This is a genomic window from Bradyrhizobium sp. STM 3566, from assembly GCF_045571445.1.
GTDB classification, from domain to species: domain Bacteria; phylum Pseudomonadota; class Alphaproteobacteria; order Rhizobiales; family Xanthobacteraceae; genus Bradyrhizobium; species Bradyrhizobium vignae.
Window position 1 is genome coordinate 7,587,180 of record NZ_CP120692.1, and the last position, 15,044, is coordinate 7,602,223.

General features: G+C 64.0%; 15 protein-coding genes. 6 read left to right on the forward strand and 9 right to left on the reverse strand.

Annotated elements, in window-relative coordinates; all coding sequences use genetic code 11:
• Window positions 1-43: 43 nt before the first annotated feature.
• Window positions 44-829: an IclR family transcriptional regulator C-terminal domain-containing protein gene (locus P6U27_RS36070; protein WP_407193483.1), complete on the reverse strand. Its 786-nt coding sequence runs from the start codon at window positions 827-829 to the stop codon at window positions 44-46.
• 109 nt (window positions 830-938) lie between these two features.
• Between P6U27_RS36070 and P6U27_RS36075 the strand changes: the two genes are divergently transcribed.
• Together P6U27_RS36075 and P6U27_RS36080 are read left to right on the forward strand one after the other, a co-directional pair.
• Window positions 939-2,297, forward strand: coding sequence for an aromatic ring-hydroxylating dioxygenase subunit alpha (locus tag P6U27_RS36075; RefSeq protein WP_122406099.1), 1,359 nt, complete (start codon window positions 939-941; stop codon window positions 2,295-2,297).
• 145 nt (window positions 2,298-2,442) lie between these two features.
• On the forward strand, window positions 2,443-3,879 hold the full coding sequence (locus tag P6U27_RS36080; RefSeq protein ID WP_122406100.1) for a glutamine synthetase family protein: 1,437 nt from the start codon (window positions 2,443-2,445) through the stop codon (window positions 3,877-3,879).
• Window positions 3,880-4,309: 430 nt separating this feature from the next.
• Here P6U27_RS36080 and P6U27_RS36085 read toward each other — a convergent pair whose 3' ends face one another.
• From P6U27_RS36085 to P6U27_RS36115, 7 genes are all read right to left on the reverse strand, one after another.
• Window positions 4,310-5,023: an ABC transporter ATP-binding protein gene (locus tag P6U27_RS36085; RefSeq protein ID WP_122406101.1), complete on the reverse strand. Its 714-nt coding sequence runs from the start codon at window positions 5,021-5,023 to the stop codon at window positions 4,310-4,312.
• Entirely contained in the window at window positions 5,016-5,783 is a 768-nt protein-coding gene (locus tag P6U27_RS36090; RefSeq protein ID WP_122406102.1) for an ABC transporter ATP-binding protein, read from the reverse strand. Before P6U27_RS36090 ends, P6U27_RS36085 begins: the two co-directional genes overlap by 8 nt.
• Window positions 5,776-6,720, reverse strand: a complete 945-nt coding sequence (locus P6U27_RS36095) for a branched-chain amino acid ABC transporter permease (RefSeq protein WP_122406103.1) — start codon at window positions 6,718-6,720, stop codon at window positions 5,776-5,778. Before P6U27_RS36095 ends, P6U27_RS36090 begins: the two co-directional genes overlap by 8 nt.
• Before the next feature lie 13 nt (window positions 6,721-6,733).
• Window positions 6,734-7,651 carry a branched-chain amino acid ABC transporter permease gene (locus P6U27_RS36100; protein ID WP_122406104.1) on the reverse strand — a complete coding sequence of 306 codons (918 nt, stop codon included), beginning with the start codon at window positions 7,649-7,651 and terminating at the stop codon, window positions 6,734-6,736.
• Between the two features lie 394 nt (window positions 7,652-8,045).
• Entirely contained in the window at window positions 8,046-8,264 is a 219-nt protein-coding gene (locus P6U27_RS36105; RefSeq protein WP_122406105.1) for a hypothetical protein, read from the reverse strand.
• Between the two features lies 1 nt (window position 8,265).
• On the reverse strand, window positions 8,266-8,922 hold the full coding sequence (locus tag P6U27_RS36110; RefSeq protein WP_162500502.1) for an acyl-homoserine-lactone synthase: 657 nt from the start codon (window positions 8,920-8,922) through the stop codon (window positions 8,266-8,268).
• An 85-nt stretch (window positions 8,923-9,007) separates the two neighbouring features.
• On the reverse strand, window positions 9,008-9,745 hold the full coding sequence (locus tag P6U27_RS36115) for a LuxR family transcriptional regulator (protein WP_122406107.1): 738 nt from the start codon (window positions 9,743-9,745) through the stop codon (window positions 9,008-9,010).
• A gap of 173 nt (window positions 9,746-9,918) precedes the next feature.
• Here P6U27_RS36115 and P6U27_RS36120 point away from each other — a divergent pair, with 173 nt between their 5' ends.
• Window positions 9,919-10,095, forward strand: a complete 177-nt coding sequence (locus tag P6U27_RS36120) for a hypothetical protein (RefSeq protein WP_122406108.1) — start codon at window positions 9,919-9,921, stop codon at window positions 10,093-10,095.
• A gap of 303 nt (window positions 10,096-10,398) precedes the next feature.
• Here P6U27_RS36120 and P6U27_RS36125 read toward each other — a convergent pair whose 3' ends face one another.
• Window positions 10,399-11,481 carry an ISAs1 family transposase gene (locus P6U27_RS36125; protein WP_122406031.1) on the reverse strand — a complete coding sequence of 361 codons (1,083 nt, stop codon included), beginning with the start codon at window positions 11,479-11,481 and terminating at the stop codon, window positions 10,399-10,401.
• Window positions 11,482-11,704: 223 nt separating this feature from the next.
• On the opposite strand from P6U27_RS36125, the gene P6U27_RS36130 reads away from it, so the two are divergent.
• From P6U27_RS36130 to P6U27_RS36140, 3 genes are all read left to right on the forward strand, one after another.
• Entirely contained in the window at window positions 11,705-12,643 is a 939-nt protein-coding gene (locus tag P6U27_RS36130) for a LysR family transcriptional regulator (protein ID WP_122406985.1), read from the forward strand.
• A gap of 132 nt (window positions 12,644-12,775) precedes the next feature.
• A complete protein-coding gene (locus tag P6U27_RS36135; RefSeq protein WP_122406109.1) occupies window positions 12,776-13,654 on the forward strand; it encodes a shikimate dehydrogenase in 879 nt (292 codons plus the stop codon).
• A gap of 55 nt (window positions 13,655-13,709) precedes the next feature.
• The gene (locus tag P6U27_RS36140; RefSeq protein ID WP_122406110.1) at window positions 13,710-14,840 is read left to right on the forward strand and encodes an ABC transporter substrate-binding protein; all 1,131 of its coding nucleotides are present in this window, start codon (window positions 13,710-13,712) and stop codon (window positions 14,838-14,840) included.
• The last annotated feature ends 204 nt before the right edge of the window (window positions 14,841-15,044 follow it).

Below are 15,044 nucleotides of genomic sequence, written 5' to 3' on the forward strand. Positions count from 1 at the left end.
TGCTGGCGACGATTATAGCACCGGTTTCGAGGCGAGGGAGGAACTACAGAAGCTGCGAGCGCACGGCCTCGGCGCCTTCGCGCAACAGCGGCAGGAAGCGGTCGATCAGTTCCTGCGCCGGCACGCGATCGACATGCGCGCCCATGTTGATGGCCGCGACGATCACGCCGTCGTAGCGGCGGACGGCGACCGAGATCGAGCGGAAATGCGGCTCGGCCTCGCGGTCGACCAGCGAATAACCCTGCGCGCGGTCGGCCGTGATGCGCGCGAGCAGCACCTTCGGGTCGGTCACCGTCTGCGGCGTCAGCGCCTCGCGCTTCATCGCATTCAGGCGCGCGGCGAGATCGGTATCGCCGAACTGCCCCAGCATGGCGCGGCCGACCGAGGTGCAGAAGGCCGGCAGGCGATAGCCGATCTCCAATCCGCCCGAGAACACCCGCGTCGGGCCGCCGCGGGCGATGAACACGACATCGTCACCATCGAGCACCGCCAGCGAGGAGATTTCCTGCGCCGCGGTCGCGATGCGGTCGAGCACGGGTTGAAGTACGGCAATGATCTGGCTCGAGCGCAAATATGATGCGGCCAACGTCAGCACATGCGGAGTCAGCGAGAACAACTTGCCATCGCCGGAGACGTAACCGCCGCGCTGAAGCGTGAACAGCATGCGCCGTGCGGTGGCGCGCGGCAGATCGGCGGCGCGGGCGAGATCGCTCAGCGTCATCGGGCCGGCCGTGGTGCCGAAGCACTGCAGCAGCCGCAGGCCGCGATCGAGGGCCTCGACGAAGTCCGTCGCGCGCTCGTCGCTCTCGCTGCGCTTCAGCTTGGGCATGGCTTCGGGACAATCCTGCAAAATAGTGCTTGCTGCCGCTCCAAGGCATGGCATAATTCGCCCATTCGTTCAATAGGCGAACAATCGCCTCCACAAGGATGCACGCGCCATGATGAGCCAGGAGCAGAACGACCTGATCACCCGCACCGGGCCGAAGGACCCCTGCGGCAAGCTGATGCGGAGCTACTGGCAGCCGGCGGCGCTGGTGGATGAGCTGGAAGGCGCGCGGCCGATCCGTCCCGTCAGGCTGCTCGGCGAGAACCTGGTGCTGTTTCGCGACGAGAGCGGACGCTATGGGCTGATCGACCGCCACTGCGCGCATCGCGGCGCCGACCTCGCCTTCGGGCGTTTGGAGCATGGCGGCCTGCGCTGTGCTTTCCATGGCTGGCTATTCGACGCCACCGGCCAGTGCATCGAGACGCCGGCCGAGCCGAAGGATTCAAAACTCTGCCAGAACATCCGCCAGCGCTCCTATCCCGTGGTGGAGAAGAGCGGCATCCTCTGGGCTTATCTCGGCGAGAGTGCGCCGCCCGCATTCCCGGAGATCGACTGCTTCATCGCGCCGGGCAGCCATACGTTCGCGTTCAAGGGGCACATGGCCTGCAACTGGCTGCAGGCGCTGGAGGTCGGCATCGATCCCGCCCACGCCTCCTACCTGCACCGCTTCTTCGAGGACGAGGACACCTCGACCGCCTACGGCAAGCAATTCCGCGGCGCCTCGGCCGGCTCCGACCTGCCGATGACGAAGATCCTGCGCGAATACGACCGCCCGATCATCAATGTCGAGCACACCGAATATGGCCTGCGGCTGATCGCGCTGCGCGAGATCGACGCGGAACGGACGCATGTGCGCGTCACCAACCAGCTGTTCCCGCACGGCTTCGTCATCCCCATGAGCACGGAGATGACGATCACGCAGTGGCACGTGCCCGTCGATGACGAGAACTGCTACTGGTACGCGATCTTCACCAGCTACACGAACCCGGTCGACGAGAAGAAAATGCGCGACCAGCGGCTCGAGCTCTATGAGCTGCCCGACTACAAATCGCGCAAGAACCGCAGCAACGATTACGGTTTCGATCCGCACGAGCAGCAGACCGCGACCTATACCGGCATGGGCAACGACATCAACGTGCACGACCAATGGGCGGTGGAATCGATGGGCGCGATTCAGGACCGCACCAAGGAGCATCTCGGACAGTCCGACAAGGCGATCGTGCAGTACCGCCGCCTGCTGCGGCAGGAGATCGAGAAGGTCCAGAACGGCGAGAAGCCGATGCTGTTCCTGGACGAGGCCAACGCACGCAGCATCCAGGGACCGGCGACGATGGACGGCATCGGGCCGACGCGGGGCTGGGAGACCTACTGGATGGAAGTCGACGTCAAGCGCCGCCGCGGCGCGCCCTGGACGGCGCCGGTGCCGAAGGAGATCGAAGGCAAGGTGCATCGGCTGACGGCGGCGGAGTGACGTCTATTCCCGTCATTGCGAGCCAAGCGAAGCAATCCAGTCTGTCACCGCCGGCGCATTGCTGGATTGCTTCGTCGCAAGAGCTCCTCGCAATGACGGAGAATGTGGCGCATGCTTCGAGCCTCACGACTGAAGGAGTAGCAAAGTGACTTTCGTCGCGCGCCATGCGCTGTGGTCGGATGAGCAGAAAGATGCGGCAACGCGCATGCGCCGTATCGCCGAGGAAAAGAACCTCGAGGTCATCCGCCTCGCCTTCCCCGACCAGCACGGCATTTTGCGCGGCAAGACCGTCGTCGCCGCCGAGGCGATCGCCTCGCTCGAAAGCGGCTGCTCCATCACCACGACGATGCTCGCCAAGGACACCTCGCACCGCACGGTGTTTCCGGTGTTCACGTCAGGCGGCGGCTTCGGCATGAAGGAGATGGAGGGCGCGGCCGATGTGCTGATGGTCGCCGATCCCACCACGTTTCGCGTGCTGCCATGGGCCCCGGCGACGGGCTGGGTGCTGTGCGACCTCTATTTCAACGACGGCCGCCCAGTGCCGTTCGCAACCCGCCGGCTCTACAAGAGCGTGCTCGATGAGCTCGGCACGCGTGGTTACGACTTCATCGCGGGCCTCGAAGTGGAATTTCACATCTTCAGGCTCGACGATCCGCACATGCGCGCGGAGGATGCCGGCCAGCCGGGCACACCGCCATCGGTGAGCCTGCTCAGCCACGGCTATCAATATCTCACCGAGCAGCGCTTCGATCAGATGGAGCCGGTGCTGGAGATCTTGCGGCGTGACATCGTCGCGCTTGAGCTGCCCTTGCGCTCGGTCGAGGTCGAGTTCGGACCCAGCCAGTGCGAGTTCACCTTCCAGCCGAGGAAAGGGCTGGAGCCCGCCGACAACATGGTGCTGTTCCGCTCTGCCGTGAAGCAGATCGCGCGACGCCATGGCTATCACGCCACCTTCATGTGCCGCCCAAAACTGCCGAACGTGTTCGCCAGCGGCTGGCACCTGCATCAGTCGATCGTCTCGCGCACGAGCGGCGAGAACCAATTCATGGCGAATGCGGAGGGCGAGCCGCTCAGCGCGTTCGGCCGGGCCTATCTCGCCGGCCTGCTCGACCACGCGCGCGCATCGACCGTGTTCACGACCCCGACCATCAACGGCTACAAGCGCTATCGGTCCTATTCGCTGGCCCCGGACCGCGCGATCTGGGGCCGCGACAATCGCGGCGTGATGATCCGCGTGCTCGGAGGCGCCGGCGATGCCGCAACGCGCCTGGAGAACCGCATCGGCGAGCCCGCCGCCAATCCCTATCTCTACATGGCCTCGCAGATTCTCTCAGGCCTCGACGGCGTCGACCGCAAGCTCGATCCCGGCCCCTCGGCCGACACGCCCTACGAGACCAAAGCGCCGCCATTGCCGAAAAGCTTGCGCGATGCAGTCGCCGCGCTGAAGGACGACCCGTTCTTCCGCGAGAAGCTCGGGGCTGAATTCGTCGACTACTACGCCCACATCAAGAACGCCGAGATCGATCGCTTCCTGTCTGAAGTGACCGACTGGGAGCATCGCGAATATTTCGAGATGTTTTGAGGACGATCCGCCTCACGCTTCCGTGAGACGACTTCGTCTCCCCTGTTCCGACGACATCCCGCAGCGGTCCGACGAAGCCATTTTCCGTCTCCCTCGAAAAACGGCGGAAAGACACCGTGCCTAGACTGCCGCTCCATGATCAACAGCGGAGTTCGATCATGTGGGATCAATTGTTCAGCCTGATCTATCGCCTGTCATGCCGGTCCACCCTGATCGAGATCGGCACGCATCGGCTGGCGCGTTAGCCGCCACTGAGTGCGTCGATCGAGGCTCGCGTGATCCACGAGCTGCACCGCCACGGGATTTGTTGGCAAGGGCGCACCGCCCTTTCCTGTGTCATTGCGAGCGAAGCGAAGCAATCCAGAATCTTTCCGCAGCGGCAATCTGGATTGCTTCGCTGCGCTCGCAATGACGGGGAGAGAGCGGCGCCTCAAATCCCCAGATATTTGTGCTGCAAATCCGGCGCCGCCATCAGCTCGTTCGATGTGCCGCTCCATACGGTTCTGCCGCGCTCGATGATGTAGTGGCGATCGCAGATGCGGGCGAGATGGTCGACGTTCTTGTCGACGACCAGGATCGACTGTCCCCGGTTCTTGAGCAGCGACAGGCAATTCCAGATCTCCTCGCGGATCAGGGGCGCGAGGCCCTCGGTCGCTTCGTCCAGAATCAGAAGCTTCGGGTTGGTCATCAGCGCGCGGCCGATCGCGAGCATCTGCTGCTCGCCGCCGGAAAGCTGGTTGCCCATGTTGGCGGCGCGTTCGGCCAGACGCGGGAACAGCACGTAGATCGCGGCGAGCGTCCAGGGATTGCTGCTGCCGAAACGATCAGCCGCGGCGGCGACGAGGTTTTCGCGCACGGTGAGGTTCGGGAAGATCTGACGTCCCTCGGGAACGAGGCCGACGCCGAGCTTGGCAATTCTGTAGGACGGAAGCTGCCGCACTTCGGCGCCCGCGAAGCGAATGGTCCCGGCGCGTGCCGGGGTCAGTCCCATGATGGAGCGGATGGTCGTGGTCTTGCCCATGCCGTTGCGGCCCATCAGCGAGACCATCTCGCCCGGCTTGATCGACAGCGACAGGCCGAACAGCACCTGGGAGAGGCCGTAGCAGGTCTCGATGCCGTCGATCTCGAGCAGCGTGTCAGCCATGATGCGTCACCACATGCTGATCGCCGAGATAGGCGCGCTTGACGTCCTCGTTCTGGCGGATCGCGGCCGGATCGCCGGAGGCGATGACGCGGCCATAGACCAGCACCGAGATGCGGTCGGCGAGCGCGAACACCGCCGGCATGTCGTGCTCGACCAGCACGATCGAGACTTCTTTGCGCAGCTCCTGGAGCAGTTTGACCATGCCTTGGGATTCGGTGACGCCGAGGCCGGCCATGGGCTCGTCGAGCAGTAGCAATTTCGGCTTACTGGCGAGCGCGACCGCAAGCTCGATCTGGCGCCGCTCGCCATGGCTGAGCTTCGACACCAGCACATCGGCGCGATGGGCGAGACCGACGCGGTCGAGCGCGGCATGGGCGGCATCGCGCAGGCCCGTCTCCTTGCGCGCGTTGGCGAAGAAGCGGAACGAGGTGCCGGCATGCGCCTGCGCCGCGAGCGCGACATTGTCCGCGGCGGTGAAGTCGAGCAGCAGCGAAGTGATCTGGAACGAGCGCGCAAGGCCGAGCGCGCAGCGGCGATAGGCTGGCAAATAGGTGATGTCGCGCCCGGCCAGCGAGACGCTGCCGGAATGCGGCGCGAGATGCCCGGTGAGCTGGCTGATTAGCGTGGTCTTGCCGGCGCCGTTCGGACCGATGATGGCATGCAGCTCGCCGCTGGCGACGTCGAGCGAGACATTGTCGGTCGCGATGATGCCGCCGAAGCGGCGCACCAGCTTTTCGACGCGGAGCAGGGGTTCAGCCACGGCCAGCCCTCCCGAGCACGCCCATGATGCCGCCGCGGCCGAACAGAACGATGAGCAGCAACAGCGGACCCATGATCAGCGCCCAATATTCGGTGATCTGCGACAGGAACTCTTCCAGCAGCAGATAGACCACCGCGCCCATCACAGGGCCGAACAGCGTGCCCATGCCGCCCAGGATCACCATCACCATGAGGTCGCCGGAACGCGTCCAGTACATCACGGCCGGGCTGACGAAATCGGTGTTGTTGGCGAGCAGCGCGCCGGCAAGGCCGCACATCGTGCCTGATATGACGAAGCAGACCAGCTGGTAGCGCTTGGCCGGAAAGCCGATCGCCTGCATGCGCTGCTCGTTGGAGCGCAGGCCCTGCACGACGAGGCCGAAGCGCGAATTGACGATGCGCCAGATCAGGAAGATGACGCCGAACAGGCAGGCGAGGCAGAGATAATAGAACTGCGTGCGGTTCGACAGGTCGATCAGCCCCGAGAAGTCGCTGCGCTTGTAGATGGTCAGGCCGTCATCACCACCGTAGCGCGCCAGCCCCGAGGCGACGTAATAGGCCATCTGCGCGAAGGCGAGCGTGATCATGATGAAATAGACGCCGCGGGTGCGCAAAGAGAGCGCGCCGATCACGAGCGCATAGATCGCGGAGGCCGCGAGCGCCACCGGAAACTGAATGAAGCCGGAACCCACGCCTTCCTGCGCAAGCATGCCGACGGCGTAGCCGCCGATGCCGAGATAGGCGGCATGACCAAAGCTCATCATGCCGCCAAAGCCCATGATGAGGTTGAGGCTCGCCGCCGCCAGCGCCAGGATGACGATGCGGGTGAACAGCGTCAGGATGAAGATGTTGCCGGACAGAGACGAATAGAGCGGCAGCAGCACGAGGCCCGCCAGCATCAGGGCCGTGACGGCCTTGCTCACGCTCAGACCTTTCATCGACGCAAGCTCTTCATCTGCGATGGGCCGGAAACAGCCCCTCCGGCCGCACCACCAGCACGATCGCCATCAAGAGATAGATCAGCATGGAGGACAGCGCCGGCGCGGCGGTGGAGGCGGCGGCGCCGCTCAGCACCTGGCGCAACAAGTTCGGCAGGAAGGCACGGCCGAGCGTGTCGATCATGCCGACGAAGATCGCGGCGAGGAACGCGCCGCGGATCGAGCCGATGCCGCCGATCACGATGATGACGAAGGCGAGGATCAGGATGTTCTCACCCATGCCGATCTGCACGGTGAGGATCGGCGCCTGCATCAGGCCGGCGAGGCCCGCGAGCGCAGCCCCCAAGCCGAACACCAGCGTGTAGAGCAACTTGATGTTGATGCCGAGCGCGCCGATCATCTCGCGGTTGGAGGCGCCGGCACGGATCAGCATGCCGATGCGGGTACGCATCACGCCGAGATAGAGCAGCAGCGCAACCAGCAGCGCCACCACGATGATGGCGAGGCGATAGGCCGGATAGTGAATGCCGGGCAGGATCGGCACCGGCACCGTGAGCCAGGCGGGCAAAGGCAGCGCCAGGCCTGCCGGGCCCCAGATCAGCCGCACGGCCTCGTTGAAGAACAGGATCAGGCCGAAGGTTGCGAGCACATGGTCGAGATGATCGCGGCCATAAAGATGCCGCAGCGCCGTCACCTCCAGCACGATACCGAGTACCAGCGTAGCCCCTAACGCCATCAGCGCGCCGAGCACGAAGCTGCCGGTCCAGGCCGCAAAGGTCGCGGCAAAGTACGCGCCCATCATGTAGAGCGAGCCGTGCGCGAGGTTGACGAGATCCATGATCCCGAACACCAGCGTCAGGCCCGCGGCGAGCAGGAACAGCAGCAGGCCGAACTGCAATCCGTTCAAGAACTGTTCGACGACGAGCAGCATCAAGACTCTTTCAGGCGCGCGTAGCGTCGCGCCGATGTTCGAACACGGTCGCCATCAGTGAAAGAGCTCCCCCCTGCCTCTTCAAGGCCGAAAAATGGGTAATGGCAGTATCGTTCCGAGGCAAGAGCGATTCGACACCAAACATGCACTTTGTTGCATGCCGACGCATGCGATCGAAATCGATCGCGCAAGAATGCTGCCGTGCCGGCTGGGGCAACCTGCCGCACCCAAACCAACACCCTCTCGCCGGCGGACCGAAGAGAGGGTGCAAGTTCGTCGGAAGGCAGGGAAGTCTAACGCGCGATGAGATTTGGATGAATCGTCATCGCGCTTTAGCTTGTTGTTTACGCATGATCTTTCCGGAAAACCGCTTCGCACTTTTCCGGATCATGCTTTAGTGCGACGTCATCTGCCGGGGGAGGTCGTCGGGCTCGGCGAGCACGCTGTTGGCCGTCGAGGCCTCCAGCGCTGCCATCCGGAACAGATAGGCGAGCGTCGCCAATCCAGAATCGTCCGCCATCTGCGCCAGCTCGAGCGCCATGTCGGACATGTAGCAGAGGTTCTCGTCCTTCGTTTGCGCCATGATCTGGCTGTCCCGCATCATGTTCGACATCTCAGGCGCTCTTTCGTTGCGCGGCGCAGCCGCAGAGGTTGGCACGGGCGATGCAGTCGATACGCGGACCGTCCTGCTGGACGACGCTCGTCATCCCGATACGGTCACGCACGATATCAAGCGACTCCTGCCGAATATCGATCGTTGCGGCCATGGTCCAGGAATTCTCGACCAGCGCCGGTAATCCCAGCGGCGTCACGACGAATCCGATGTCATGGAAGCGCGGTAGCCACCAGGTCTCCATGACGAGACAGAGCCGCTCGAGGCCCTGATCGAGACAGAACTCCTGCGCTGCCGCCATCAATTGCAGATTGAACACGCCGTCGCGGCGCTCGCGCGAAACGAAGAAGCGCGACCACTCCCAGACCAGCGGGTCCGATGGGCAACCGCGCACCGCGGCGAGATGCGGGAAGACCTCGCCCATCATCGTCGGCTTGGTGGTCGGATACAGGCGGGAGCCGCCGAGCACCCGGCCACTTTCGAGAGCCAGAAGGTAGACCGCGTCCTCATTGTCGTAGGTATCGATCTCGCGACCGTCGGGCTTGCGCAGTGCCTCCCAATTCCGCTCCTCGACAAAGATCTCGTGACGGACCCGAAAATGCTGTTCCAGGACACCCTCGTAGAGGTGCCGATTGACGGCAGAAATCACATGAATCATGAACTCCCCCATGGCTCGAAATGGGGGAAGCCTCAGCGAAAAAGGCAAAGCCGACTATTGGGAAATTTCCCAGTAGGCGACGATTTCAAGGAGTGATGATTCTGTGGCGGATCGCGATTGCGACCGCATGCGTCCGGTTGACGGCGCCGAGCTTGCGCGCGGCAGTTGCAAGGTGCTCTTCCGCCGTGCGTTGCGTGATGTTGAGGATCTCGCCGATCTCCCAGGCGGACTTGCCTTGGGAGGCCCAGGCGAGCACCTCGCGCTCGCGGGGGGTGAGCCGGGTCGACGGATGCGGCGCCGGATCAAGCAGACGGCGAATGTGATCAAAGCCGTACATCGCGATCAGATGCAGCGCCGGCTTGCTGCGGGCGTTGAGATCGAGATGGACGCCACCGAGCGAGACGCCGGCCTCATAACCGGTCAAGCCGTGGATCGGCACCACGAAGCCGCGCGACATGCGGAAATCGGCGGCGCGCCGCATCACCTCCACCGCGCCCGGCTCTAGCTCCGGATCATACGGCGCTTCAGACCACTCGAAAGGGTTCACCGTCTGCCGGCATTTGCGGATCACGGGATCGACGCGATCGTAGCTCCTTTGGGTGTAGAGGCTGAACCACTCCGCCGGCCACTTCTTGGCGAGCACCATCTGGGAGAAGCGCTGATCGGGATTGGGCAGGCCCGTTACGATGATGTGTTCGAAGCCGTACCGAGCGAAGGCGGTCGAGAGCGCATCCACGGCGTCCGGAATCTTCGTGTAGGCGCTAAGCCCCTCGATGAAGTCGAGCGCCTCCCGGCCATAATCCACGGCATCTGCGGCAGACATCAGTGCGTTTCCTGACCCTGGCCTCCCATATAGCATGTACATGTATTTGGGGGCTGCCCCAATTTCGCTGCTCCGTAGTTTGCCGGTGTTCCGTCTGCTGCGAAGATTTAATCTACTTGTGGAGGAAGTGAGGTCCAGTTACACCTGAACGCGTCCGAAGCGGGAAAACCACCATGGAAGACGAGGACATCGCCCTCAACAGCGTGCTCGGCCTGGAATTGAACCGCGTGTTTTTCGCCGTCCGCGAAACGGCCAACAAGCAGAAGATCATCGAGTTTGCGCGCGAGGTGCTGCAAAGCGAGCGCGCGGAGCTAGCCGAGAGCGTGTTGCCGGAAGGGCCGGCGAGCTAGAGCGCCGTTGCAACAGAAAGAGCAACAGATCGCGCCAGGAGGACGCCTCTCCATCTGAACGCGCGGATTTCGGTCGAAACGCTTTGACCGGGAAATTACTCCGCCATCGTCAGCCACGAGTCAGCGTCGCTCTTACCCTCCCCTGGAGGGTCCCTGGAGGGGGAGGGTCGGCTCATATTGAGCGCAGCGAAATATGAGACGGGGTGGGGTGACGGTCCCTCCGCGACGAACAGTGCCCGAGTGGAGAGATCACCCCACCCCGCTCGCGCTGCGCGCGATCGACCCTCCCCCTCCAGGGTAGGGCTATCGCATATGGGCGAGGGCGGAGAGAAGGAAGTCATTATTCCATCTGGCTTGGAGCATTTTGTGGCTGATGCGGGCAGGACCGGGCGTTGCCTGCAGGGTATTGATGGCCAGCTTGCGGATGAGGGCGAGATTTTCGGCGGCGTGATCTTTGCGGCTGCGGCAGGCATCTTCGTCGAACAGAACGTCGAGAACCCAGTGCAGGTTGTTCTCGATGCTCCAGTGGGCACGCACGACCTCGAGCAGCTTTTTGGCCGACAGCAGGCGCGAGGCGAGGAAGTATCGGACCGTATGCTTGGCGGTCTTGCCAGAGTTTGCGCGCCAGCTGTCGATGCGACCGACTGCGGCGATAGCGGGGAAGTCGTATTGCTTCGCCAACTGAGGAGCCGGCGCGACGATGGCCTGCCGGCGCTCGGCGCGACCGTGGGCAGTGGCTCTTCGTTGACTCGCTCGCGCGGGCTTTCGGGCTGTATCGACCAACGTCTTGGCGGCCTTGAAGAGCCGGCCACGGTTACTCTTGATGGCCAACACGTAGTGCCCCTTCCGGTCGCGGATGGCCTGCGCGGTGTCGGGCCGGCAATGCAAGGCATCGGCGGTGACAAGAGCCCCGTCCAGATCGAGCAGCGCGAGAACTTCGAGAGCCCCGGCAACCTCGTTGCGGTTGGGAGCCTTTCTCTGAGCCAGCGCCATGCGAGTGCCTGCGGCCCAGACATTGACCATATGCAGCGGCGTGGCCTGCCGGCCCCGCGTGTAGGCCCCGCGCAGCGCCTTGCCGTCGATGCTGACCACCCCCTTGATGCCGAAGCTCTTGCTGAACTTGCGCAAAACCGCTTCCAGCCCCTTCGGGTCCAGCGCACGGAAGACATTGCTGAACGTATCGTGGCTCGGAATGCCGTGCCTGAGCTCCAGGAAGCGCCGCAACAGCTCCTCGCGGCCTTGGCCAAAGAACTCGAACTCGGTGCAGGTCTTGGCGCCAGCCAGCGTCGCCGCCAAGGCGATGACGAGGATCTCCACAAGATCATGTCGGGTGTTGCTGGCGCGCGGGTCCTTGAGCGATCGAAACAGGCGCTTGAGCTTGCGCATTCAGGTCTCCCTCTGGAATCGAGAGACACCCAAAGAATCCAGTTCCAACCGCTTGGCAACACCCTGCCAGCACCATATGCGATTCCCCTACCCTCCAGGGGAGGGTAGGGCAGCCCGCCAGCCTCCGTCCACATCGCACACACTTGCCGCTGGATGACATCGCATTTCTCGTGAGATGATCGCCGCCACGATCTCTTGTCGATGCCAGGGACATTTCAACGCCATGATGACGCTGCGCCAGGTTGAAGTGATCCGTGCCGTGATGGTGACGGGCACCATCGGCGGTGCGGCAAAGCTGCTCAACGTCTCGGCGCCCGGGATCAGCCGCCTCGTCAAATACACCGAGCGGTCGCTCGGCATCCGCTTCTTTCAGCGCCAGAACGGGCGCTACTTCCCGACGCCGGAAGCCGAGAACATCTTCGAGCAGATCAACGGCGTCTATAAGAAGGTCGACGACCTCTCCGAGATCATCTCCAAGATCGGCCGCGGCGGCCTCTCGGAGCTGCGCATCGGCTCGGTGCCGAGCATCTCACAGGTAATGGTGCCGCGCGCCATCGAGCGTGTCCGCCGCCGCTATCCCGATCTCGGCATCGACATCAACATCCTCAAGCTCGAGGAGGCCATCGACTACCTGATGCTCGGCCGCGGCGAGTGCGTGGCGATGAGCTACCGGCTGGAGCATTCCGGGCTCGACTTCATGCCGCTTGCCTCGGGCGAGCTCTATTGCATCGTGCCGGCGGGTCACGAGCTCGCCGGCCGCAAGCAGGTTTCCGCCGCCGAGATCACCCGCTATCCGCTGATCGGCATCGATCCCAACGACCCTTACGGCCGGATCATGGCCGAGATCTTCGCGCGCAACCGGCTCGACTACAACATCACCATCCGTGCGCGCTTCGGCACCACGGTCTGCGCGCTGGTGAAGGCGGGGCTCGGCATCGCCATCATCGACCAGTTCACGGTCGCCCATGGCGGCTATCCCGGGATCGAGCTTCTGAAGATCACCGAGCCGACGCGGTTCGACACCTACATCGCAGTCAAGCGCGGCACGCCGCTGTCGCTGCATGCGGAGTACTTCATCGAAGCCCTGCGCACCGAGATGCGCGCGGTCGAGCCGTCCCGTGGCAATGGCAAGGGCACCCTGGCACGCGGGCGAAAGAAATAACATCATGTTCGGTTTGTCGGATAAAAGGGTAATTGTGTTAGGCGGGGGAAAGACTATCGTCGCAGCTGGAATTGCGCAGGTTTCCCCGCTAATGGCCGGGACCGGACGCTCCCAACGAGACGATAGGGAACCATGTCGAAGCGCGGATACGCCGCCAGCAAGAAGCTTCTCACAGGCCTGATCGGCGCCCCGATCGCGCATTCCGCGTCCCCCGCCATGCACGAGCGCGCCGCCGAGGCGCTTGGCCTGCGCGGCCATTACCAGCTCATCGAGGTCGCCGGCGCCGACGCGGCCGAGCTGCGCCTGATGCTCGAAGGCGTAAGGCGGCTCGGCTTTGCCGGCGTCAACGTCACTTACCCTTACAAGGAAGCAGTGGTCCCGCTGCTCGACGCGCTGGCGCCGGGCGCGGCCAGCATGGGGGCGGTCAACACCGTCGTGGTCAGGGATGGCCGGCTGACCGGGCACAACACCGACACCACCGGCTTTGCGCGGGCCGTGGCGCCGTTGCTGGCCCCGTCCGGCAACGCCGTCGCCGTGATCGGCGCCGGCGGCGTCGGCAAGGCGATCGCCTTTGCGCTCGCGAGCCTGAAAGTGGCCGACATCCGCATTTTCGACAGCGAGCCGGCACGCGCGGAGAAACTCGCCTCGCTGCTTGCCAGACAGAGCGGCGCGAGGGTGGCTGGAAGCGTCGAGGATGCGCTCGATGGCGCAACCGGTCTCGTCAACGGCACGCCAGTCGGCATGTTGCCGAGCCGTGACATGCCGGTGCCGGCGGCACTGCTCAGGCCGGACCTGTGGGTCGCGGACGCCGTCTATTCGCCGCTGATCACGCCGCTGCTGGCCGCGGCGCGAGAGAAAGGCGCCCGGATCATGACCGGGCGCGAGCTTGCGATCTATCAGGCCGCCGACGCATTCGAACTGTTCACCGGCCTTGTCCCATCCACCGATGTCATGGGAGAAGCTTTTGATGCCGCAATGGCTGCGCGCAGCGCGGCCTATCAGGCAGCTTGAGGCGAAGCGGCCGGCACAAGGCTGCTCGCGAGATTTGAAACGGGAGGAGAGGACGATGAAATCAACGCTATTGGTGGGCGCGCTGCTCACCGCCATGACGGCAACGAGCGCCCTTGCTCAGGCGATCAAGCTCGCCGACGTCGCCGAACTCTCCGGCGGCGGCGCCACCGTCGGCACCAATTGGAAGAACGGCATCGACCTCGCGATCGAGGAGATCAACGCCAAGGGCGGCGTGCTCGGCCGCAAGCTGGAGGTGACCCACGCCGACTCGCAATCCAACCCGGGCGTCGCCCGCGCCCAGGTGCAGAAGGCCCTCGACGCCGAGCCCTATGTGCTGCTCGGGCCCGGCTATTCCGGCTCGGTGAAGGTGACCGCGCCGCTTGCGGCCGAGGCGGGCATCGCGCAGATCATGGGCGGTGAAGCCGCCGAGCTGACGCAAGCCGGCAACAAGTTCCTGTTCCGCACCTCGTTCGGCCAGCAATCCTCGATGCCGAAGGTCGCAAAGTACATCCACGACGAGATGAAGGCGAAGACGGTCGCGGTGGTCTGGGTCAACAACGATTTCGGCCGCGGCGGCCGCGACGTCGTGGTCAAGGAGCTCGATCGGCTCGGCTCCAAGGTCGTCGCCGACCTCTCCACCGAGGCGGGTCAGGCCGACTTCGCCGCCGATGTCGGCAAGATCAAGGCTGCGAACCCAGACGCCGTCTTCGTCTATCTCAACGAGGAAGAGAGCGCGCGCATCCTCAAAGAGCTGAAGCGCCAGGGCGTCACCGCGCCGCTGATGGGCGAGACCACGCTGATCGGCCAGAAGGTGATCGAGCTCGCCGGCGATGCGGCCAACGGCGCGCGTGGCCATGTCGGCCTCACCACGGATGCGCCGGTCGATCTGGTCAAGGCGTTCCGCGAGAGGTTCTCCAAGAAGTACAATTACGTCCCCGATCATAACGGCCTGAAGGGCTACCTCGCCGTCTACATGGTGAAGGCCACCACCGAGAAGATGGGCAAGGTCGACCCGAAGAAGTTTGCCGACACGTTGCACGGCCTCACCATCAAGCCCGCGGACGAGCCGGGCATCCTGATGGACGTCACCTTCGACCAGAACGGCGACATCGATCGCCAGAGCTTCTTGGTGGAGGTGGTCGAAGGCAAGCAGGTCGTGAAGCAGGTGCTGCCGAAGTTGAAGTGAGGGAATCTTCGCCTCTCCCCGCGCCTGTCTCGCCGAAGCTTCACGAAGGCGGATGCGGGGAGAGATCTCTCCTCTCCCTTTCCCCGCTCTTCGCCGGGAGAGGGTGGAGTAAGGGGTGCTGCCGCAGTCACGGTGACAATTGAATTCGCGGAGAGAGACCCCTCACCCCTGCCCTCTCCCGGTAAGAACGGGGAGAGGGAGAAG